We start from the raw sequence: 22218 nt of genomic DNA on the forward strand, positions 1-22218 counted from the left end.
CTCAATCAATTGTCAATCTAGTCCAATCCAGTTTAGGACAAGAAACGACCGGTTTTCTTGTCAAAGCCGGTCAGCTATACTATAATAAGCAAAGAAATTATGGGATTTTAGCAATGTGAAGTTTAACAGTTTAAAGGGGGAACGTATTATGAGTTTACGCTATTTAACCGCAGGGGAGACGCACGGACCCCAATTAACCGCAATTATTGAAGGATTGCCAAGCAATCTGAATATTGACTTTGAAGAGCTGAATTTTCAGCTTCACCGCCGCCAAAAGGGATATGGCCGTGGACGTCGCATGCAAATTGAGAAGGATCAGGCCAATTTCGTTGGTGGTATTCGTCACGGATATACAACAGGTGCTCCTGTAGCGTTGGTTGTTCAAAATAATGACTGGAAACACTGGCAGAATATTATGAATATTGAGCCGATTGAAGGCAGTGACGAAGAGAAACGTCGCGTTCATCGTCCACGTCCGGGACATGCTGATTTGAATGGCGGGCTCAAATATAACCTAAAAGATTTGCGTAATGTGCTGGAGCGTTCCAGTGCGCGTGAGACAACGGTACGTGTAGCATGTGGTGCTATTGCACGTCAATTCCTTGCTGAATTCGGAATCAAAGTAGCTGGACGTGTGTTGCGTATCGGAGAAATCGAAGCTCCTTATCAAGATCTGCCGATTGATGAACTGATCGAAGTGACAGAAGCTTCTTCCGTACGTGTAACTGATGCAGAAACCGAGAAGAAGATGGAAGCTTACATCGACCAGATCAAGCAGGAAGGCGACTCCATCGGTGGAATCGTGGAATGTATCGTTGAAGGTGTGCCTGTGGGTCTTGGTAGCCATGTACAGTATGACCGCAAACTGGATGCAAGGATTGCTCAGGGCGTGATGTCCATTAACGCATTCAAAGGTGTGGAAATTGGTATCGGGTTCGAAGCCGGAACGATTCGTGGTTCTCAGGTGCATGATGAAATCGTGCATAGTGAAGAGCGTGGTTACCACCGAGCTACCAACCGTTTGGGCGGATTCGAGGGCGGAATGACTAACGGTATGCCAGTAGTGGTACGTGGGGTTATGAAACCTATTCCTACGTTGTACAAACCGCTTCAAAGTGTGGATATCGATACAAAAGAAGCATTTACAGCTCAGGTTGAGCGTTCTGATGCATGTGCTGTTCCGGCAGCTAGTGTAGTAATGGAGCATGTGGTAGCCTGGGAAATTGCAAAAGCTTTCCTTGAGAAATTTGGCGGAGACTCCATGGAGGAAATCCGCGCGAACTTTGCCAACTACAATAATCAACTGGAGAATTACTAAGATGCGCCAGCTGACAGTGCAGTTGGAGGAGCGCTCATATCCAATCCTGATTGGCAGCGGCCTGTTGGCTCAAGCGCCTCAATATTTTGAGCAATATGGCTTAACCAAAAAAAGCCCCTTACTCATTATTACTGATGATCATGTGGCACCCAAATACTTGTCCGATCTGGAACAAACACTGCGTACGGCTGGTTTTACAGTCGTCTCCGCAGTTGTTCCATCTGGTGAAACATCGAAATCCCTTTCGGTATATCAGGCTATGATGACGGCCGCCATCGAAGGCAAACTGGATCGCAGTTCGGCAATTGTTGCTTTAGGCGGCGGTGTAGTAGGGGATCTGGCTGGTTTTGTTGCTGCTACATATATGCGTGGAATCAAGTTTGTACAGGTGCCTACGACGATCCTGGCGCATGACAGCAGTGTTGGCGGCAAAGTAGCTGTCAATCATCCGCTGGCTAAAAATATGATCGGTGCATTCCATCAGCCAGAGCTGGTGCTCTATGATGTGGATACTCTTCAAACCTTGCCGCCACGCGATGTCTCTGCTGGTTTGTCAGAGATGCTGAAGCACGGACTGATTCGGGACGAAGCTTTTGCATACTGGTGTGAGGAGCATGCGGATGAACTGCTTGCCCTTGATCCGGAGGCTTTGGGATATGGCTTGGAACGAGGCTGTGGTATCAAGGCAGAGATTGTATCGCGTGACGAACGTGAAAATGGAGAACGTGCATTGTTAAACCTGGGTCATACGATTGGTCATGCCATTGAAGCGATTGCCGGTTACGGCGAATTTCTGCATGGTGAAGCCATCTCGATTGGTATGGCGGGTTCGGCATTGCTCGGCGAAAAGTTGGGAGCCCCAGCAGGACTCTATGACGATACGGTTCGCATGTTGCGTTCATTGCGCCTGCCGGTGACGATGCCAAAACATTTGGATACGGATGCATTAATGGATGCAATGATGCACGACAAAAAGTTCCGTGAGGGCCATATGGTCTTCATTATTCCTGACCGGATCGGCGCTGCCAGAATTGTGAAGGATGTACCGGTATCGGCAGTACGCGACGTCATTGAAATGCTCAAGAAGGGAGATTAAAAGTGATGGTTACTCGGGGAATTCGCGGGGCTACTACGGTCACGCATAATAACGAAGAACATATTTTGAAAGAAACGGCTGTACTATTGCAGGAAATCGTGGATCGTAACGAGATTCAACCCGAAGATATTTGCAGTGTGTGGATTACGATGACTGGAGATCTGGATGCAGCTTTCCCAGCAAAGGCAATTCGCCAGTTGGATGGCTGGGAGCTTGTACCTTTGATGTGTGCGCTGGAAGTTCCGGTTGCAGGTGCCTTGCCACAGTGCATCCGTTTTATGGTACATGTTAACACTGCAAAAGGTCAGAATGAAATCAACCATGTGTATCTTAACGGTGCACAGTCTCTGCGTCCCGATTTGGCGGCACCTTCCAATTCGTAAGATTAGAGTGGTTGTCAAATCATTCTGAATGATGTATAGTGAGAACCAGTTGAGTAGAGTAGAGATTGAGCTGAGAGCAGCTGAGATGAGTGGAGTATATAGCAGAGTCCAGCGGGTGGTAACCGGAGTAACAGAAGCCGGTCAACTGATTCGCGGTACGTCGAGCTACGGAATTATTAGAAACAGGATGAAGGAATGCAAACGTGTCTAGCGACATCGTTTTGTTTAGGTATAACACGACCGATATCCTCTTGCATTTCATGAAAGAATGAGTGCTATGGGTGAGAATCAGTGTATGCCGGTACATTTCCTTTTTATTTGATGGATTTGTATTACATCCATACAACAGCCTGTGTGATAATTCGGTAAGTATGCATGTATAGGGACTTGTTATTTATGAAGCACCAACCTGTTGAAACAGCTTATAACCAAACCTCTACCTGATGGTAGAGGTTTTTTTGTTGTATATTGAATTGTTTCTTCTACCCATATAGGTTCAACTAAACTTTTTACACAAAAACGGAGAGGACAGAAATAACCTGAAGAAGCGGAGCGTTCGCCTTTATCACCGGATTTTCCCTTTAGAAAGGGAATCAAAAAATCTGGGGATAACAGCGATCGGAAGGTTGTTCTGTCATCGGAGTGCTCAGTGTAAACCTCTTTAGTTGAACTTATATAAATCTGAAAGGACGTGATCTGATGATAACGCCAAACGTTAATCAAGTACTGAAAATGTCGAATGAATATAATCTGATTCCGGTAGTCAAACGGATTCTGGCAGACATGGAGACCCCGATTCGGATTTTCCGCCGTTATGCTGACAACGACCGGGCATTTCTGCTGGAAAGTGTGGAGGGTGGAATTCAATGGGCGAGATATTCCTTCATCGGTACAGATCCGTTCCTGATGATCTCCGCCAAAAAAGGCCGGATCGTGGTAGAAGAAGCGGGCCAGATTCGAGAACTGCCAGGCAAGCCGATTGAAGAACTCAAAGCTCTGCTGCGTAAGTATCGCAGTCCGAAGGATGATGAACTGCCGCCATTTACAGGCGGGGCCATCGGTTTCTTTGGATACGATCTGCTGCAATATTATGAGAAGCTTCCGGCCCACGCGCTGGATGATCTGAAAATGGATGATATTCGCTTCATGTTCTGCGACCAGATTATCGTGTTTGACCATGTGAAGCAGCAGATGCTGCTTGTGGGCAATGTGCACGTGAAGGACGGTGCAACGGATGATGATATCCGTCAAGCTTATGCTTTAACTTCTGAGAAGCTGGAACAGGCGGCTGAACGCTTGCAGCAGCAAGGACCAGGGGAGAACTTGAACCCGCGTTCCATCCCAGGAGACGTGGAACTGGGGGATATTCGATCCAATCTCACGAAGGAACAGTTTATCGGGAATGTAGAGCAGGCCAAAGAGTACATTCGGGCAGGAGATATTTTTCAAGTGGTATTATCCCAACGTTTCCACATTGATACCGAAGTATCTCCGCTGCATGTATATCGCGTGCTTCGAACGTTGAATCCATCACCCTACATGTATTATCTGAAGATGGACGATGAAATTATTGTGGGGACTTCACCGGAAGCGTTGGTAAAAGTGGATGGAAACCGCGTAGAAACACGGCCGATTGCGGGTACACGTCCAAGAGGAGCTACGGAAGCAGAAGATCGTGCATTGGCGGCAGATCTGCTGCAGGACGAGAAGGAACGTGCGGAACATCTGATGCTTGTTGATCTGGGACGTAATGATCTGGGACGTGTGTCTAACTTTGGAAGTGTGAAATGTGACATGTTCATGGAAATTGAACGATATTCCCACGTCATGCACATGGTGTCCAACGTTACAGGTGAGCTTAGAGAAGACAAGGATTTCTTTGATGCATTTCTTTCGTGTTTGCCGGCGGGTACGGTATCCGGTGCGCCGAAGCTACGTGCGATGGAGATTATCGCGGAACTGGAAAAAGAAGCACGGGGTGCTTATGCAGGTGCTATCGGTTATCTTGGTTTCTCGGGCAACATGGACTCCTGTATTACAATCCGAACGATTATTTTCAAAAAGGGAAAAGCTTATGTGCAGGCTGGAGCCGGAATCGTATGGGATTCGGTGCCTGAGAATGAATATGAAGAAACAGTAAATAAAGCCAAAGCGTTACTTAAGGCGATTCGTACAGCAGAAGCGATGTTTCCTGCCAAAGAGAAGGATCACACCTTGAAACTTGCCAACGCCGATTATTTTGTTACCCCAGCCACGGCTGCACAAAACTGAGAGAGGAGAGACCGGAAATGAATATGAACCCAGTCATGAATGAAGAATCAGAGCGATTTGTAACTAAAGTTAGTCATGCGGAAGGAATGAAGAATGGCCTTGCCAAAATTTTGGAGGGCAGCCATCTGGAGCAGGCGGAAGCGCGTGACTTGATGTACTCCATCATGAGAGGTGAGGCCACTCCGGCTCAAATCGGAGGTTTGCTTATGGGCTTGCGGATGAAGGGGGAAACGGTGGATGAAATCACGGGGTTTGCCGAAGCCATGCGTGGACAGGGCGGACGGATCCTGACCGACGGCAATGGACTGCTGGACACCTGTGGAACAGGTGGTTCAGGTATTCATAAGTTCAACATTTCAACAGCATCGGCGATCATTGCTTCAGCAGTCTCTGTCCGGGTGGCGAAGCATGGAAATCGCTCTGCCTCAGGCAAGGCGGGCAGTGCGGATGTACTTGAAGCATTGGGCGTGAATATTCATCTGGACGGAGAGCAGGCGAGACAATGTCTCGATGAGATCGGAATCTGTTTTTGTTTTGCTCAGGTGTACCACCCTTCAATGAAACATGCTGCTGCGCCAAGAAAAGAGCTGGGTGTGCGTACGATCTTTAACATGCTCGGACCTCTAACCAATCCTGCGGGAGCGGATCGACAATTGCTTGGTTTATATGACCGCAGCCGGACACCGATGATCGCTGAAGTGCTGAATCGTCTGGGGCTGAAAAGAGCTTTGGTTGTAGCGAGTCATGATGGACTGGATGAAATCAGCATCTCCGCACCTACCCAGGTATCCGAGCTGCGTAATGGTGAAGTGCATACGTATGACATTGATCCACGTGATATGGGATTATCGTTACATCCGCTGGAATCGGTTCTTGGAGGAGATGCGGCTCAGAACGCCGAAATTATTAAAAGGATCTTCCAGGGAGAACGGAGCGCATACCGCGATGTCGTTCTGTTGAATGCCGGGGCGTGCATCTATGTATCCGGTCTAGCAAATACCATTGCAGAAGGTGTGTTGATGGCGACAGACGCTGTAGACTCCGGCAAGGCTGCCGGGAAGCTGGAACAGTTAATTCATACAACGGAGGCGTACAGTCATGTATCTTGATCGAATCGTAGCAACCAAACATAAAGAAGTTGAAGTTCTGGCACAAACATTTCAGATGGACGATGCGCTGAAAAAGATAGAGGCATTACCCAATACTCGTGGATTCGAACGTGCTCTATCAGAGAGACGTAACCGTAAGCTGGGTCTCATTGCCGAAGTGAAGAAGGCTTCTCCGTCCAAAGGACTGATTCGTCCTGATTTTCATCCAGTAGAAATTGCTTCCGCATACGAACGGGCAGGAGCGGATTGTATATCCGTATTGACCGACGTTTCTTATTTCCAGGGAAATAGCGAATACTTGCAGGCCATTCATGAAGCTGTGAACATACCGCTACTGCGCAAAGATTTTATTATAGATGAACGACAGATTGCCGAGGCAAGGCTGCTTGGCGCGGATGCCGTTTTGCTGATTGCGAGTATTCTGACACCCGAACAGATGCGTCAATATCTGACGTTTGCCAAAAGTCTGGGCCTTGATGCATTAATTGAAGTACATGACCGTGCTGAACTGGAGCAAGTACTCGATATTCCGCAGGCAACGCTTGTGGGCATCAACAACCGCAATCTGAAAACGTTCGAAACCAGTCTCAACACCACGTTGGATTTGATGAACTTGATTCCGGATGGTGTCACATTAATCAGTGAAAGTGGAATTGACGGCCCTCAGCCACTGGAATCTCTTATTGAGGCAGGTGTGCATGGTATCCTTGTTGGGGAGCATCTGATGCGTAAGGACGATGTTGAGGCAGCGGTATATGAACTGATGGGACCAAAAGCATGAATGCATTCAATCATGACGGCACAAACAGCAGAGACGTGGATCTGCGAACCCGGCCGGCAGCGGCTGTAAAAATATGTGGACTTCAGGACGTTGAAGTGCTAAAATCGATGATAAACTTGCCTGTGGATTACGTTGGTGTTGTTTTTGCCCCATCCCGTCGCCGTATTACGCCTGAACAGGGTGCCGAGCTAAGAACGGTTCTCTTGGACTGGACGATGTTTGATCGGCCGAAGCTGGCGGGTGTTTTCGTGAATCCTACGCTCGAAGAGCTGGAAAGCATCATGCAGATTTCAGGCCTGGATGTCATTCAGCTGCATGGACAGGAATCGCCGGAATTTTGTGAACAGGTGAAGCAGCACTTCGGTACCGAAGTGTTCAAGGCTTTCTCTTTTCCCAAGGATGAAACAGGTTCATTAGCTGACGATACTGCCTTATTGGCACTTGATCCATATAAAAATGTGGTGGACGCCATATTGCTCGATACGTTTGACCCGCTCTATGGAGGGGGCTCCGGTAAAACCTTTGCCTGGGAACGAATTCCTTTCTACGCCGAGTGGGCAAGAAAACATGGAATCGCGTTGTTCGTGGCAGGAGGTTTACAGCCGGATAATGTGCAACAACTGATACAGACATATGCACCGGACGGCGTCGATGTATCCAGCGGCGTAGAGTCCGAAGGTGTGAAGGATATTGCGAAAATTACAGCATTTGTAGAAAGGGTGAAGCAGGCATGACACATCAATTGCCGGATCAACACGGGCGTTTCGGTCCCTTCGGAGGCCGCTTTGTACCTGAGACACTAATGAACGCTCTGATCGAACTGGAGGAAGCGTATAGCCACTTCTCTGAAGACGAGGAATTCAACAAGGAACTGAATTACCTGTTAAGCGAGTATTCTGGCCGGGAAACACCTTTATACCATGCAGAGCAATTATCCCGCCGCTTGGGTGGACCTAAAATTTATCTGAAACGTGAAGACCTGAACCATACGGGAGCGCACAAGATCAATAACGCTATTGGACAGGGATTGCTGGCTAAGCGGATGGGAAAAAAGAAAGTCATCGCCGAAACAGGTGCAGGACAGCATGGCGTTGCCACCGCAACAGTTGCTGCATTGCTGGGGCTTGAATGTAAAGTGTTTATGGGTGAAGAAGATACGCAACGGCAACAGTTGAACGTATTTCGGATGAAGCTGCTTGGGGCGGAAGTCATTCCGGTGACATCTGGCACGCGCACATTGAAAGATGCAGGAAACGAGGCGCTCCGCTACTGGGTTAGTAATGTGGAAGATACCTTCTACGTGCTTGGATCGGTAGTCGGTCCTCATCCGTATCCAATGATGGTACGTAACTTCCAGCGAGTGATCGGTGATGAGACACGGCGCCAGATTCAGGAGATTGAAGGACGGTTGCCAGATGTGATTGTTGCAGCTGTAGGAGGCGGAAGTAATGCAATCGGTATGTTCTATCCGTTTATTGGCGATCAGGATGTGAAGCTTGTTGGAGTTGAAGCAGCAGGTAAAGGGGTGGACACCGAGTTCCATGCGGCTACGATGAGCAAAGGGACACACGGTGTATTCCAGGGTTCGATGAGTTATTTACTGCAAGATGAATATGGACAGGTTCAGCCAGCTCATTCCATTTCAGCGGGACTTGATTATCCGGGTGTTGGTCCCGAGCATTCCTATCTCAAAGATATTAAACGTGCAAAATATGTTCCGATTACGGACCAGGAGGCATTGGATGCCTTGCAGTTGCTGAGCCGAACAGAAGGCATTATTCCCGCTTTGGAGTCAGCTCATGCTGTTGCGCAGGTTGTCAAGCTTGCGCCTGAACTCAGCGCTGATGATATTGTTGTGATCTGTCTTTCCGGTCGTGGTGACAAAGACGTTGAATCCATTATGAAATACACAGGAGGGGACTTGGCATGAACCTGATGGACCAGACCTTCCAACAATTGAAAGAACAGAACCGGACAGCACTTATTCCATTCCTTACGGTTGGAGATCCAGATGTGGACACCACGGTGGAAATCATTAAGGAATTGGAACAGGCGGGGGCAGACATTTTGGAACTCGGTGTTCCCTATTCTGATCCGCTCGCAGATGGACCGGTAATCCAGCGAGCTTCCGAGCGTGCATTGAAAAGTCAGATCACGATTCGGACTTGTATGGAGACAGCAGCAAGAGCGCGTGCGGAGGGTGTGAAAATGCCTTTTGTCCTGTTCACCTACTATAATCCAGTATTACAGACGGGATTGGATGTATTTTTTGACGAGTTGGTCAAACATGAGATCAGCGGCATGATCATCCCGGATCTTCCGATTGAGGAAGCCGAGGATATGCGACGCCGTGCGGATGCTGCAGGTGTGCATTTGGTTCCGCTTGTAGCCCCTACGTCCAACGCGAGAATCGAGCGTATTGTCACGGGAGCACGTGGTTTCATCTATTGTGTCTCTTCTCTGGGTGTCACGGGAGAGAGAGCTTCCTTTTTCGATGGGGTAGAGAGCTTCATTGAAACTGTAAAGAGCCTGACAGATATTCCTGTCGCTGTTGGCTTCGGCATTTCCAGTCACGAGCAGGTAGCTCGTTTCTCCCGCATCTGTGATGGTGTTGTTGTTGGTAGTGCTATCGTTCGTCAGGTGGAAGAAGCTATACCTCTTCTTGGAAACCCGGATACGCGTCAGGCGGGACTGTTGCAAATTCGCAACTTTGTGGCACAATTAAAAGGATAGGGATTAAATGATGTTACATCCCCGGGGCATGCTCAGCACAGGCTGAGGCATGTCCATAACTATTTCAATAAAAGGAGGCGGTCGGGTTGAAACCGAAGTCCCAGATTGTCAATCTGCCTGTATATAAACCGGGCAAACCGATTGAAGAAGTGAAACGTGAACTGGGTTTGGAGCAAGTGATCAAGCTGGCCTCCAACGAAAATCCATATGGAAGTTCGCCTGCTGCACTTGAAGCGATCACCAGAGAGCTGGTCAATGTAAGCATATATCCGGATGGCAGTTCCACGGAACTGACTGAAGTGCTGGCGAAGCATCTGGGGGTAGAACGGGATAATCTGATCTTTGGTTGTGGATCGGATGAAATCATTGCGTTGATCACTCGTGCATTCTTCCTCCCGGGAGACGAGAACATCATGGCTGACCAGACGTTCTCTGTATACAAAAGTAACGCTGACATCGAGGGTGCTGTCAGCATTGAAGTGCCACTTAAAGATGGAACTCATGACCTAACTTCCATGCTGGCACAAATCAATGATAAGACCAAAGCAGTCTGGGTATGTAACCCCAATAATCCAACGGGTACAATTATCTCTGAGCAGGAATTGACGGCATTTATGGATCGTGTACCTTCTCACGTCATGGTTGTGCTGGATGAAGCCTATTATGAATTCGTAACGGATGAGGCGTATCCACAAAGTGTCTCTATGATTGAGCGTTATCCTAACTTGGTCATTTTGCGGACATTCTCCAAAATCTACGGCCTGGCTTCATTGCGTATTGGATACGGTATTGCACGCCCGGAAGTGATCGATCTGATCAACCGCGTGCGTGAGCCGTTTAATACTTCACGATTCGGTCAGGCTGCGGCGAAAGCTGCACTTGAGGATCAGGCTTTTGTCCAAGAATGTGCGGAGCGTAATGCAGTAGAACGAGCGTATTTGCAAAATGAGTTCACACGGTTAGAACTGCCGTTTTTCCCTTCGCAGGGTAACTTCATCATGGTTGATCTGGAGATGCCTTCTGCAACGGCATTTCAGTCGCTATTGAAACAAGGCATTATTGTTCGTCCTGGATTCCATGTATATCCAACATACATTCGTGTGTCCGTAGGAACATCAGAACAGAACCGTGCGTTTGTCACGGCACTGGAGAACACGCTGGCTGAGAAGGCGGTAGCACGCCCTTAAATCTGGCGATGAAAAGAGTGAGGACCCATGAAACTAAAAATTGCAATGATCGGTGTAGGGCTCATCGGCGGTTCATTGGCGCTTTGCTTCAAAGGCAAGCCTGGTGTAACGGTGATGGGCTATGCCCACCTGCCTGAACTGAAGGACAAGTACATAGCGAGTGGTGTAGTGGATGATGCTACGCTCTCTCTGGAGGAAGCGGTACAGGATGCCGACTTTATTTTTTTGTGCGTACCTGTTGGGCTGCTCGAATCCTATTTTGGACAATTGGCCAAGCTTCCCTTGAAAAAGGGATGTATTATTACGGATGTAGGAAGCACAAAGGCGTCCATCGCAGCCTGTGCTGAGCATGTCCGCATGAGTGACGCATACTTTATCGGCGGGCATCCGATGGCCGGATCTGAGCGTGCAGGTGTAGATGCAGCCTCGGCAGTATTATTCGAGAATGCATACTATGTCTTGACCCCTTCAGAATATGTACCTGAGGAAGCTTATGACAGGTTATCTGATCTTCTTGCGTATACACGTGCCCAGATTGTACGTGTAGAGCCGCTGCTGCACGATGACATTGTGGGGGCGATTAGTCACTTGCCACATGTTATTGCAGTTGCGCTGGTGAACCAGGTGCGCGAATATAATGAATCGAACCCTTTGTATAAAATGCTAGCTGCAGGCGGTTTCCGGGATATTACTCGGATTGCCTCCAGTGATGCCATTGTATGGAGAGATATTCTGCTGAGCAACCGTGAGGTGCTGTTGGGCTTGCTGAAGGACTGGAACGGCCAGATGACGGCTTTCACCGAAATGCTGGAGCAACAAAATGGTGAGGGCATTGAGGAGGCGTTTCGTCAGGCACGCGAGTTCCGCAGTGTGCTGCCAGAACGACGGAAAGGCATGATCTCGTCGTTGTTTGATCTGTATACGGATGTACAGGATGCACCGGGGATGATCGGCAAGATTGCCACCGAGCTTGGGGCGAATGATATTAACTTAAGCAACATGGAGATTATTGAGAACCGGGTCGATGTACCGGGCATTATGCGTTTGTCGTTCCGGCAAGAAGAAGAGATGGAACGGGCCAAAACGTTGCTGGATTCCCTAGGGTATCAAGTGTGGATTTAGGTTTTTAGAAGGGGGCGAAGGCCCTCTTTCTTTGTGTTGAAAACTAACTGTTACAGGACATGTTCTAAAAAAGGACAAAAAAAAGACCGCTTACATAAGCGGCCATTGCTCACGTGGAGCAATACAGTTATTGGATAGGAGTGGAGAGAAACCATACTGTACTTTTATTATATGTATCCGTTTTCATTTTGTCAACACTTTGAGTAAAATTGTTTGAATTAATTATAACATTCGTAAATTAAGGAAATATAATCCTTGCATCAAAGTGGAATAGATCTTCATTAGGAACTGAAATTTTGAATTAATTCTTTATTCACACAAACTTTTTGAGGCCTTCGTTCGTCCAATATAAGAGTGGCTTCACAAAAGGGATCAAATTGAAGTCATGGACGAGAAAATGGCCGCATAATAATGACTGGTCGGGCTTCAATGGAAGCCATGGATTTGCCAGGACGATGCAGACCGTTGTACAATAAATACTGTTAATGTAGAAACGTTGGGGAAATTGCCATTACATAGGGGAATTTGGCGGGAAGGCCTGTTTTGGCGCTGAACGCTGTTTTATGCGGTGAAAACCGCAACTTTTTTGTGCCTGTTCGGTAATACATGGATAGAGTCGAACGGGGAGAAGCACATGGATGGGCGAGGAGGGGTCGCACTCAAATGACGGATTCCCAGTTGATTCGAGAGATCAAGGAAGGTAACCTGGAGTTATATTCCGAGCTGATGAGTCGTTATCAGCGTAAAATACTGGCTTTCGTATATCATATGTTGAAAAGTTCTAATATGGAGCTGCTTGCGGAAGATCTCTGTTCTGAGACTTTCTATAAGGCGTTCCGCAGTCTGCACTCATTCCGAGAGGTGGATGCCTCATTCTCAACCTGGTTATATACCATTGCGAGAAATACGGTACTGAGTGAGCTTCGCAAACAGCGTAGTGGGAGTGTTCCACTTGAAGAGAGCGGTATTGTACCTGTTGCTCCTTCTGAGAATGCGCCAGAGCATGCTGTATTGCGCAGTGAGCGGGTGATGCTGGTTAGGGATGCAATTAACAATTTACCGGAGAAGCAGCGTTCTGCCATTATACTCCGAGAGTATGATCAACTAGATTACCAGGAGATTGCAAATATTCTTGGGCAGAGCGTCAGTTCTGTAAAATCGTTATTGTTCAGAGCAAGGTCAAGCGTAAAAACTCAATTGGAACCTTATTTCTTCGAACCGGTCTACGAGCCATATGAAGGGATGAAGAACAGATGAATTGCAATGAAGCCCAGGAACTGTTTGCACTGGTCTGGGACTTGCCGGAAGCTCATCCTCAGCGAATTGCATTTCATGCTCATCTCGCTGGTTGTGAAGATTGCTCGCAGCAATTTGAGGTGTGGGAAGAAGCTCAAATTCTGATGCACAGCATACCGGTCCCAGTGACAGAACAACAAGCAGAGAAAGTGAACCGTAATGTTATGGACCGGATCTATGCGGAGTCTCCATGGCTACTGCCGGAAGAGGCAAAGGTTAATCGTTTCTCTGCTGTAATCCGCAAGCATATGTCTTTGTGGATTGCTGCGTTCCTGGCAATTTTTTTATGCAGCTTTCTGTACATGGCGATGTTTAAGCCAGACGTATCAGAAGCTGAGCAGACCAACGTGGTCTCTACGGGCATTTTGGAGACAGGAGTAGCGGGCAGTGAGCCTTCTTCCTCCGGATTGTACAAGTACAACATGACGGGAGCGGACAGAGGCAGTATTATTGAGCCCTTCGTTGTGAGCATGGGCCCAGCGTATCCTCAGTACTGGATGGCGTTGTCGCTGCTTGCAATAGGTATGGCTCTGTTCTCTCTTGGACGGATGCATCGTACAACGAACAAACGCAAACAAGGTGCACGTGCTTAGGTAAGGCTTTCGTTCACCGTATAGAGAAATGAGGGATGAGATGCGGATCGGGCTTATTCGTCACGGTCTAACCGACTGGAATGCGGCAGGACGTATTCAGGGACAGACAGACATACCTCTGAATGCAGAAGGTCGTGAGCAAGCTGAGCGTCTGGGTAGACGTTTGCTTACCGAAGAGTATCGCTGGGACCACATCATTACGAGCGGGCTGTCTAGGGCTCAGGAGACGGGAGAGATTATCTCCGGGCTATTGAATGTTCCTTTACTGGAGCCAGATGCACGCTTGAAGGAGCGTGCCTTTGGTCAGATTGAAGGTCTGACGTCCGAAGAGCGTGTTGCTCGCTGGGGCGCTTCCTGGGAGACGCTTGATTTGGGGCAGGAACAGATTGCTGATATTCAGACACGTGCATTGGGCTTTCTGGAGGATTTATGGGAGGCTCATCAGGACCAAAATGTGCTGATTGTCTCCCATGGCGCTTTTTTAGCCAATCTGCTATCAGCTTTGTATAAAGACCGCTATACGGAACGAATTGGAAACCTGTCGCTTACGATCCTGGAGAAGGAACGTGAAGATTGGAGACCATTGCTTTATAACTGTACAAGACACCTTTCATTGGATCTGGCAAAACAACCTGAGTAATTAACTCAGGTTGTTTTTTTTGCGTTATAGCAATTTATAACTGTCATTCTATATGATTTTGAACCTCTCATTCTTCTTCTGAGCGGGCAACTTCGGGCATAGTATGGTTAAAACATAAAAGATTTGCAAAAAAGAGGTTTAGATCATGGGAATTCCGTCAACGATATTTACAAAACCAAACTACTCCAGGCCCCGAATCAACAGCCAAAAAGTAGTCAAGGGCGAGGCGATGGACCCATGAATCTAGCGGATATGCTTACTTTTGCCGATATCGGCCAGCTTAATCGAATAGCAGACTATTACCAGTGCGAGTGTAAGCCCAATTCCAAACATGAACTCATCCAGAGTATTCTCACTACATTGGGCAGCAGACCTTTTTTTGAGCAGCAGGTTCGTGAACTAAACCAGGTAGATCTGCGATTTTTGAACAACTTGCTGTTTGATGCCCGTCAATACTTCGGTATGGAGGAACTTGTCGCCATTGCTCGTCAATCGATGGATAAAAAAGATAGCGAGGCTGGAGCCAGTCCACGTGATCTTATCGTACGCTTCACGAAGAGTGGATGGTTGTTCAATGGCACAACTCAACAGACCAGGTATCTGTATCAGGTACCCCAGGATTTGCAATTGAGATTTCGGGATGTGTTATCCACTCACCTGAAAGCCGGCATTGCACAGACGAGCGAGCCTCCCGTTTACCGGGATGAATACCATCTACTCGCAGATGATCTGAAACTGTTTCTACAATTTGTCCAGCAGCATGAAATAGCACTAAACGCAGAAGGCATGATGTATCGTCGTTCTCAGCAGCAGATCATGGAGCATTTGCATGTAAGTGAGGCGCTGGTGGGTAAGGCTGGATGGAGATTCGGTTACGGTCGTTCGTTCAAAGACTACCCCGACCGATTTGCGTTCATCTATGACTACGCTTTTCATCATCGTCTGGTCCGCGAGGAGCAGGGCTCGCTGAAATTGTCACCTTCCGGTGAAGACAAGCTGGGGGCAGAGAAAACAGCTGAGATGATACAGCTATTTCGGTTTTGGTTAAGACTTTATAAAGGTGCTATTCCCAATCTGTCCTCCATTGTGTACTGGACAGGGGAATGTGCAGCTAGCTGGTCCACAGCAGAGTCTTTGTTCCGACAGATTGGTCCCTACATTCAGCCGTTCTATTATGACACTGCAGAGACGATTTATGACAACAGGATACTCAAAATGATGCTGCATCTAGGCATGCTTCGTATTGGAGAGCATGCAGATGGGCGAACAGTACAAATGACAGCATGGGGTTCACGCCTTGCGTCATCCTGTCGCTCGCTATCCGGGGATATTACCCCCGTTATGTTTGACAAGTGAAGGACAAGTTGCTAAAATCACTCCCAAATTAAGGAGTGATACTTATGATAATTCCATACAAAGGTATGCAACCACAGTTACACCCTTCGGTATATATGGCTGAAGGCGCCAAACTAATAGGTGATCTGACAATGGGTGAAGAATCTACGATCTGGTTCAATGCTGTGCTGCGCGCCGATCTGGCACCCATTGTGATTGGACGGCGCTGTAATATACAGGATAATGCTGTTGGACACGTCAACACGGATCAACCTTTGATTTTGGACGACGATGTATCGGTAGGGCATTCTGCGATTATCCATGGATGTCGTATCGGAACAGGTTCGCTGATTGGTATGGGCGCTATCCTTCTCAATGGAGCCGAAATTGGTGAATATACGCTGATCGGGGCCGGTTCTGTTGTTACTGAAAATACTAAAATTCCGCCCTATACCCTTGCTTTGGGCACACCAGCCAAAGTGATACGTGAGTTGACTGATGCAGATCTTGAGCGGATGTCGAGAACTACACTAGGTTATGTTGCCAAAGGAAAGGAGTATAGGAGCTCTTAAATCCGTTTTGGAGGTGCATCCTATTGGATAAAATGAAAGTTACGTATGAAGTCATGTTGGGGCTGGCTGCTGAGATGGTGTGGGACGACGCGCTTCGTAAACAGCGCAGCGAGAAGCTGTATATGGAAATCGATAATGCATTGGCTACCGGAGACGAAGTAGCTTTCCGGAATCTGACGGATGAACTGAAGGCCATAAACTGATGAGCATGTAAAAATAAATATATAACACAGGAAATGCGTGAAACACGCATTTCTTTTTTGCGTTCACGACCATTCCTGCACGGAAAAAGTATCAATCTCTGGATTTATAATATAAGCTCATATATAATATGGGAATAAAATGGATAGAGAGGGGAATTAGGGAATTGAAATTCAGTGAGATGACTCAAGACAGCTGGGCGGAACTGCAACTCTATCTGGATACATGCCTTATTCCATATACAGCCCTAACGGGCAAGCAGTCTCCAGTTGAAGCAACTGAAGCGTTGGAGCGGCTTAGAGATTTTTTGGATCTAGTGGAGATTCCGTTTAAAGGGCGTATCATGACTTACCCTGCATTCCATTATGCGTGTCCGGATATGTCAATGGCATTAAATACCTTATCCGAACAACTCAAATCTTCCGGTTTCAAATATGTGGTTATAATGTCATCTGATGGTGTGATGGAACAGACCCAAATTACTTCTGCAGATTTGGTATTAAGTCGTTCTGTTTTAATTCAAGAGGTTGGAGAAGAAGGGATTTCGCGTTTTGTCGGGGAAAAAATCCGTGAGTTATGGAAAAGATGACCTACCTGTGACAAATGTGACAATTTACCAACACTTTTTTAATAACGCTTACAAATGAACCTTAAAAATGTGTGACAAATTCTTGACGGTGTTCTAGGGCTACTATATGATTATGTATGTTCTAGTAAGTCGTGGAATTTCTGATAATGAAAACGATTAAGAGAGTTGGCTGAAAAAGGGGGTTGGAGACAGTATGAGCAGTGAGCATGACCAGCACGAAGCTTCGATGAAATTGCCAAGCCGCATGGAAATGTCACGCAGGCAGTTTTTGACGTACACGCTTGGTGGAGCTACAGCCTACATGGCCGCCGGTGCAATACTTCCCATGGTCCGTTTTGCGGTGGACCCGATTTTGCAGCACAAGGGAGAAGGCACCTCTGTCAAAGTAGCGGAAATCAGCAAAATTACGAATGAACCTCAAGAATTTACGTTTGAAGTGAAACAGCAAGACGGTTGGTATTTGAGCAATGCTTCGTTAATCGCCTGGATCAGGAAAGATGAACAGGGCAAAATCTATGCGCTTTCACCCATTTGTAAACATTTGGGATGTACCGTAGGTTGGAACAGTGATAAGCAGTATCCCGACGAATATCATTGTCCGTGCCATGGTGCGCATTATACCAAAGAAGGCAAGAATCTTGCCGTAGCCCCGAAGCCGCTGGATGAGTATGTGGTTAAGGAAGATCAGGGTTGGGTTTATCTGGGCGACATTGTTCCGAACACCCGAGTCAAATAGGAGGCGTGAACGCAGATGTTTAAAAATGTCTATGACTGGATTGACGAGCGTCTCGATATCACGCCAATTTGGAGGGACGTTGCGGATCATGAAGTTCCAGAGCACGTAAACCCGGCTCATCACTTTTCCGCATTCGTGTACTGCTTTGGTGGATTGACGTTCTTTATCACTGTTATTCAAATTTTGTCAGGGATGTTCCTGACCATGTATTATGTGCCTGATATTATTAATGCTTACGCCAGTGTCGAGTATTTGCAGACCAAAGTAGCCTTCGGCCAAATTGTACGCGGGATGCACCATTGGGGAGCCAGTTTGGTTATCGTTATGATGTTCTTACATACGATGCGTGTATTCTTTACCGGCTCTTACAAAGCACCACGTGAGATGAACTGGGTTGTCGGCATGCTGATCTTTTTTGTCATGCTGGGTCTCGGGCTTACCGGGTACCTGTTGCCTTGGGATAACAAAGCATACTTTGCAACCAAGGTTACTCTAGAGATTGCGAATACGGTTCCTTGGCTGGGGCCGATCATTAAGGAATTCCTGCAAGGCGGAACTATTGTAGGTGCGCAGACGTTAACACGGTTCTTTGCCCTGCACGTCTTCTTCCTTCCGGCTGTGCTTCTGGTGCTTCTGGTCGGTCACTTTATTATGATCCGCAGACAGGGCATTTCGGGACCACTATAATCTGAGAAGGGAGGAATCGACATGGCTCACGGACACAAGTCAGATGACCAGGAAAAGATTATCTTCGTCGGGGACTCACGCGTCCGTAAAGGCGCGGGGTTTATAACTCCACCGGATTACACGGCGTATCCCGGCAAATCAGAGGCTTTTATTCCTAACTTCTTGCTGAAGGAATGGATGGTTGGTGTTGTTGTACTGGTTGGTATTCTGGTATTAACGATTTCGGAACCTGCACCATTGGGCTATCCGGCCAATCCAAGTGCATCGGTTATCCCGATGCCAGACTGGTACTTCCTTTTTCTGTATCAGTATTTGAAATACCCATATGCCTCAGGTGATTATGTCCTGCTCGGGGTACTTGGAGTCAGTGGAGTTGCTTTCGGCGCTTTATTACTCGCTCCTTTTCTCGATACAGGCAAGGAGCGGCGTTTCTACAAACGTCCGATTGCATCATCACTTATGATTCTATCGGTGATGGCCGTTTTCTACCTGACCAATGTTGCATGGACACACTACTCGCATGAGTTGGAAGCAAGCGGCCAGAAGCCGGAACATATTCAGCGTGAAGAAGAAGCGCGTGAGAAACACGCGCAGGGTCTGCCTACCTCCAATGCGGCAGGTCAAAAAGAAGAAGTGGCGATCGTTGAGAAGGATGACCCTGCAATGGAAACCTTCAAAAAGGCCGGATGTATCGGATGTCATGCGGCTGATATGAAGGGAGCAGGAGGACCTTCGCTTCGGGGTGTGGGCGACAAACACAGCCAGGAAGAAATCCTGACGATTATCAAAGAAGGATATAACAGTATGCCTGCTCAGTACGACAACGCCATTGCTCAAGGGCTGACAGATGATGACATTAATCACCTGGCAGAATGGCTTGCGAAACAGAAGGCAGAACAGTAAAATCGAAATAAGCAATGAAACCTGATCGTTTATGCGGTCAGGTTTTTTTGAGGCGTTTTTCGCAAAACCTATCTTTGGAACGCAGAACACATATGATGGAAGGGGCAGAGAATGTGGCTTTATCGTATTTTTGGAGCCGGGAATTTCTAACGAACCGTTATTTCCTGTGGCTTCTTTTTTGGTGTAATGCATTAGGAACAGTATATGGATACATATGGTACGGGGATCAATTGGAATATACGCTGGCACAGCAACCACTATGGCAAATTGTGTTTGTGCCGGACAGTCCGACGGCGAGTCTGTTTTTTACACTATCCTTGTTGTGGATTTTGTACAAGCCGAAATCGATGCTTCTGAATCAGATTGGACATGTCATACAGGCGCTTGCTGTGGTTACTTCGGTAAAATACGGTGTTTGGGCAGTCTCCATCATTTTTGCAGGCTGGATGCAGGGGGGCGCACAGAACTGGCAGGATTGGATGTTAATTGCGTCGCATAGCGCCATGGCTATTGAGGCTCTGCTGTATGTGCGGTTCTTTGGGTTCCGTTGGGGTGCTCTAGTAATCGCTGCATTATGGACGCTGTTAAACGATACGATGGATTATACTTATGACATCTTCCCTTGGCTGCCCGCATCGCTGATGGACCATCTGGATGGTGTACGCAACTTCACCGTTGGACTGACGCTTGTGAGCATTCTCTGTGCATGGCTTGCATTGAGACAGGCCAAACGGACCTGATTTCCTAATGTAAGCTTGTTCTAAGGAACTCCGGCCCGCCATACATTGATGGTGGGAGGGATGTCCATGAAGAGAACGTTCAGGATCAAAACTGGATTTATGGTGGTGTCGTTCATGACTCTACTGTTCTGGACGAACTTGTCATACAGCGTATCAGCGGAAAGTACAGGTGCGAACGGAAATACAGATCAGCAAGTATTAGCCAAAAATTCAATTCAGCAATTAAATGAAGAAGCGGCCCTGCTGTATCGACATGCCTTGGAGAATGATATTGAAGAGGTTAGAGGCAGTATTTTGCGAATCAGTAAAGGTCTGGAGCATATATCCTTTGAGGGTCAGACGACAGTAGAAGGCATTCATGCCCTATCCGAGACCATTGTTGAAGTGAAAGAAGCTGCGGTCAGGGTGAAAAGTGATGATGCATCTCTGCAGCAGGCCTCTGCCAAACTTCGACTTGCGGCAGACAGTCTTGCGAACCCGGCCAAACCTTTATGGCTCCAGTATTATAAAATCGTAAAAAATGATATTGATGCGCTATCAACCGCGGCAGATCAACAGTTAAGTTCGGCAATAATAGCAAGCCGCTACGCCTTGCTGGAGGAGCATTACGAGACGATCCGGCCTGCGGCGATGATCCGCCGTGAACCTTACCAGATCGCCCAACTGGACGCCTGGTTGTCTCATACCAAGGGTCTGACTGCGGCCAAGCAGACTGACATCGCACAATTGAAGAGTATGGTAACCCACGGTGAAGAGTTGGTGAACCAGTTGTTTGGTCGGGAAAAGGACGAAAGTGCCTTCGTACCGTTTGTTCAGGGGCCCAATCGCAGGGCAGCCGGATTGCTCATTACTTCCATAATCATAGCAACGCTAAGTTATGCGGGTTATCGTAAATATCGGGCACAGCAACAAGGGATTTTTCCTTTTCGGCGTTAAGCCATTACTGTTATCACGATATGACAAAGACCTCTTTCTACAAGGCAGGCCATTCCGTGGCCTTCTCTTGGGGAGAGAGGTTTTCTTTTTTGTAGAAGTAAAAGGTCAACTTTCCTTAAACCCTTCTCCATGTACATCATGCACATCGCTAATAATAACAAATGCTCTAGGATCAACCGAACGCACAATCGTCTGCAAACGTCGGAATTCCTGCCTGGAGATGACACAGTAAGCAACATGTTTGGCCTGCTTCGAATATGCACCAATGGCGGGAATGAGCGTTACACCGCGGTCCATATCACGGGTAATCAAATCTGCAATCTCAGGTGCATGGTCACTGATAATCATAAATGCGCGAGCCGAATAGGCTCCTTCCTGAATGAAGTCGATCACTTTAGAAGCGATAAACACAGCTACAAGGGTATACAGTATTTTTTCTTTGGGGATGTAGACGAGGGAGATACCAATAATGATGAAATCGATACCTAATAGTACACGTCCCATACTCCAGCCATATTTTCGATTAAGAATGCGGGCAATGATGTCAGAGCCACCTGTCGTTCCACCCCAGCGGAATACGATGCCAAGCCCTGCTCCCAATGTAACTCCAGCGTAAAGTGCTGCAAGTAAAAGATCATTCTGGGTATGCAGCGGTTCAATCCAACCAAGATGAATCATTTTTTCAAATAACCACAGGAACACCGTAAGTGCTCCTATGCCCACGCCTGTATAGATCATCTGTCTGCCGCCCAAAATCTTAAGCCCCACCAGAAAGAGTGGAATATTAACAACCAAGGTTGTAAGCGAAGGAGAGATGTTGAATGCATAATTTAGCAGGACCGTAATCCCGGTTACGCCGCCTTCCATGAGCTGGTTGGGGATGATGAAGTACAGAAGTCCAAAGGCATATAATGCCGTACCCAATAGGATGGGGAGAATCAATTTGAATTGAACCCAGGTTTTGGAAGTGCTCATAAGTTCCCTCTCCAT

Annotated in this window: 25 protein-coding genes; 24 read left to right on the forward strand and 1 reads right to left on the reverse strand. The window is 47.4% G+C overall.

Annotated elements, in window-relative coordinates; translation table 11 throughout:
• Positions 1–148 precede the first annotated feature (148 nt).
• From aroC to A6049_RS22455, 24 genes are all read left to right on the forward strand, one after another.
• Entirely contained in the window at positions 149–1318 is a 1170-nt protein-coding gene (aroC, locus tag A6049_RS22345) for a chorismate synthase (protein ID WP_063566771.1), read from the forward strand.
• Position 1319: 1 nt separating this feature from the next.
• A complete protein-coding gene (gene aroB, locus A6049_RS22350) occupies positions 1320–2414 on the forward strand; it encodes a 3-dehydroquinate synthase (protein ID WP_063566772.1) in 1095 nt (364 codons plus the stop codon).
• A 5-nt stretch (positions 2415–2419) separates the two neighbouring features.
• Complete coding sequence (aroH, locus tag A6049_RS22355; protein ID WP_063566773.1) at positions 2420–2797, forward strand: chorismate mutase; 378 nt, start codon at positions 2420–2422, stop codon at positions 2795–2797.
• 49 nt (positions 2798–2846) lie between these two features.
• Positions 2847–3008, forward strand: coding sequence for a hypothetical protein (locus tag A6049_RS33385; RefSeq protein ID WP_170867816.1), 162 nt, complete (start codon positions 2847–2849; stop codon positions 3006–3008).
• A gap of 488 nt (positions 3009–3496) precedes the next feature.
• Positions 3497–5068, forward strand: coding sequence for an anthranilate synthase component I (gene trpE, locus A6049_RS22360; RefSeq protein ID WP_063566774.1), 1572 nt, complete (start codon positions 3497–3499; stop codon positions 5066–5068).
• A gap of 86 nt (positions 5069–5154) precedes the next feature.
• Positions 5155–6177 carry an anthranilate phosphoribosyltransferase gene (trpD, locus tag A6049_RS22365; RefSeq protein WP_371121629.1) on the forward strand — a complete coding sequence of 341 codons (1023 nt, stop codon included), beginning with the start codon at positions 5155–5157 and terminating at the stop codon, positions 6175–6177.
• Positions 6167–6958 (forward strand): indole-3-glycerol phosphate synthase TrpC, encoded by a 792-nt coding sequence (gene trpC, locus A6049_RS22370; protein WP_063566775.1) that lies wholly within the window; start codon positions 6167–6169, stop codon positions 6956–6958. Before trpD ends, trpC begins: the two co-directional genes overlap by 11 nt.
• Entirely contained in the window at positions 6955–7692 is a 738-nt protein-coding gene (locus tag A6049_RS22375; protein ID WP_072733417.1) for a phosphoribosylanthranilate isomerase, read from the forward strand. Before trpC ends, A6049_RS22375 begins: the two co-directional genes overlap by 4 nt.
• The gene (gene trpB, locus A6049_RS22380) at positions 7689–8888 is read left to right on the forward strand and encodes a tryptophan synthase subunit beta (RefSeq protein WP_063566776.1); all 1200 of its coding nucleotides are present in this window, start codon (positions 7689–7691) and stop codon (positions 8886–8888) included. The genes A6049_RS22375 and trpB overlap by 4 nt, the downstream gene beginning before the upstream one ends.
• Positions 8885–9691, forward strand: a complete 807-nt coding sequence (gene trpA / locus A6049_RS22385) for a tryptophan synthase subunit alpha (protein ID WP_063566777.1) — start codon at positions 8885–8887, stop codon at positions 9689–9691. The genes trpB and trpA overlap by 4 nt, the downstream gene beginning before the upstream one ends.
• Before the next feature lie 86 nt (positions 9692–9777).
• Positions 9778–10878 carry a histidinol-phosphate transaminase gene (hisC, locus tag A6049_RS22390; RefSeq protein ID WP_063566778.1) on the forward strand — a complete coding sequence of 367 codons (1101 nt, stop codon included), beginning with the start codon at positions 9778–9780 and terminating at the stop codon, positions 10876–10878.
• Between the two features lie 27 nt (positions 10879–10905).
• Positions 10906–12000: a prephenate dehydrogenase gene (locus A6049_RS22395; protein ID WP_063566779.1), complete on the forward strand. Its 1095-nt coding sequence runs from the start codon at positions 10906–10908 to the stop codon at positions 11998–12000.
• Between the two features lie 663 nt (positions 12001–12663).
• Positions 12664–13257 (forward strand): RNA polymerase sigma factor, encoded by a 594-nt coding sequence (locus A6049_RS22400; protein ID WP_053780698.1) that lies wholly within the window; start codon positions 12664–12666, stop codon positions 13255–13257.
• Complete coding sequence (locus tag A6049_RS22405) at positions 13254–13889, forward strand: anti-sigma factor family protein (RefSeq protein WP_063566780.1); 636 nt, start codon at positions 13254–13256, stop codon at positions 13887–13889. The genes A6049_RS22400 and A6049_RS22405 overlap by 4 nt, the downstream gene beginning before the upstream one ends.
• Before the next feature lie 40 nt (positions 13890–13929).
• Complete coding sequence (locus A6049_RS22410; RefSeq protein ID WP_063566781.1) at positions 13930–14529, forward strand: histidine phosphatase family protein; 600 nt, start codon at positions 13930–13932, stop codon at positions 14527–14529.
• 237 nt (positions 14530–14766) lie between these two features.
• Positions 14767–15885: a hypothetical protein gene (locus tag A6049_RS22415; RefSeq protein ID WP_063566782.1), complete on the forward strand. Its 1119-nt coding sequence runs from the start codon at positions 14767–14769 to the stop codon at positions 15883–15885.
• A 44-nt stretch (positions 15886–15929) separates the two neighbouring features.
• Complete coding sequence (locus A6049_RS22420) at positions 15930–16436, forward strand: gamma carbonic anhydrase family protein (protein WP_063566783.1); 507 nt, start codon at positions 15930–15932, stop codon at positions 16434–16436.
• Between the two features lie 23 nt (positions 16437–16459).
• Positions 16460–16639, forward strand: coding sequence for an IDEAL domain-containing protein (locus A6049_RS22425; protein WP_063566784.1), 180 nt, complete (start codon positions 16460–16462; stop codon positions 16637–16639).
• Positions 16640–16803: 164 nt separating this feature from the next.
• Positions 16804–17226, forward strand: coding sequence for a DUF2487 family protein (locus A6049_RS22430; RefSeq protein ID WP_063566785.1), 423 nt, complete (start codon positions 16804–16806; stop codon positions 17224–17226).
• Positions 17227–17419: 193 nt separating this feature from the next.
• The gene (locus tag A6049_RS22435; protein ID WP_063566786.1) at positions 17420–17962 is read left to right on the forward strand and encodes a QcrA and Rieske domain-containing protein; all 543 of its coding nucleotides are present in this window, start codon (positions 17420–17422) and stop codon (positions 17960–17962) included.
• A 15-nt stretch (positions 17963–17977) separates the two neighbouring features.
• Complete coding sequence (qcrB, locus tag A6049_RS22440) at positions 17978–18649, forward strand: menaquinol-cytochrome c reductase cytochrome b subunit (RefSeq protein WP_017687726.1); 672 nt, start codon at positions 17978–17980, stop codon at positions 18647–18649.
• 21 nt (positions 18650–18670) lie between these two features.
• Positions 18671–19552, forward strand: coding sequence for a menaquinol-cytochrome c reductase cytochrome b/c subunit (locus A6049_RS22445; protein WP_063566787.1), 882 nt, complete (start codon positions 18671–18673; stop codon positions 19550–19552).
• A gap of 113 nt (positions 19553–19665) precedes the next feature.
• Positions 19666–20292, forward strand: coding sequence for a DUF1405 domain-containing protein (locus A6049_RS22450; protein ID WP_063566833.1), 627 nt, complete (start codon positions 19666–19668; stop codon positions 20290–20292).
• 66 nt (positions 20293–20358) lie between these two features.
• Positions 20359–21228 (forward strand): sporulation protein YpjB, encoded by an 870-nt coding sequence (locus tag A6049_RS22455; protein WP_063566788.1) that lies wholly within the window; start codon positions 20359–20361, stop codon positions 21226–21228.
• Positions 21229–21333: 105 nt separating this feature from the next.
• On the opposite strand, the gene A6049_RS22460 is transcribed toward A6049_RS22455, so the two are convergent.
• A complete protein-coding gene (locus A6049_RS22460) occupies positions 21334–22203 on the reverse strand; it encodes a YitT family protein (RefSeq protein WP_063566789.1) in 870 nt (289 codons plus the stop codon).
• Between the last annotated feature and the right edge of the window lie 15 nt (positions 22204–22218).

The organism is Paenibacillus sp. O199 (assembly GCF_001636635.1).
Taxonomy (GTDB): domain Bacteria; phylum Bacillota; class Bacilli; order Paenibacillales; family Paenibacillaceae; genus Paenibacillus; species Paenibacillus marchantiae.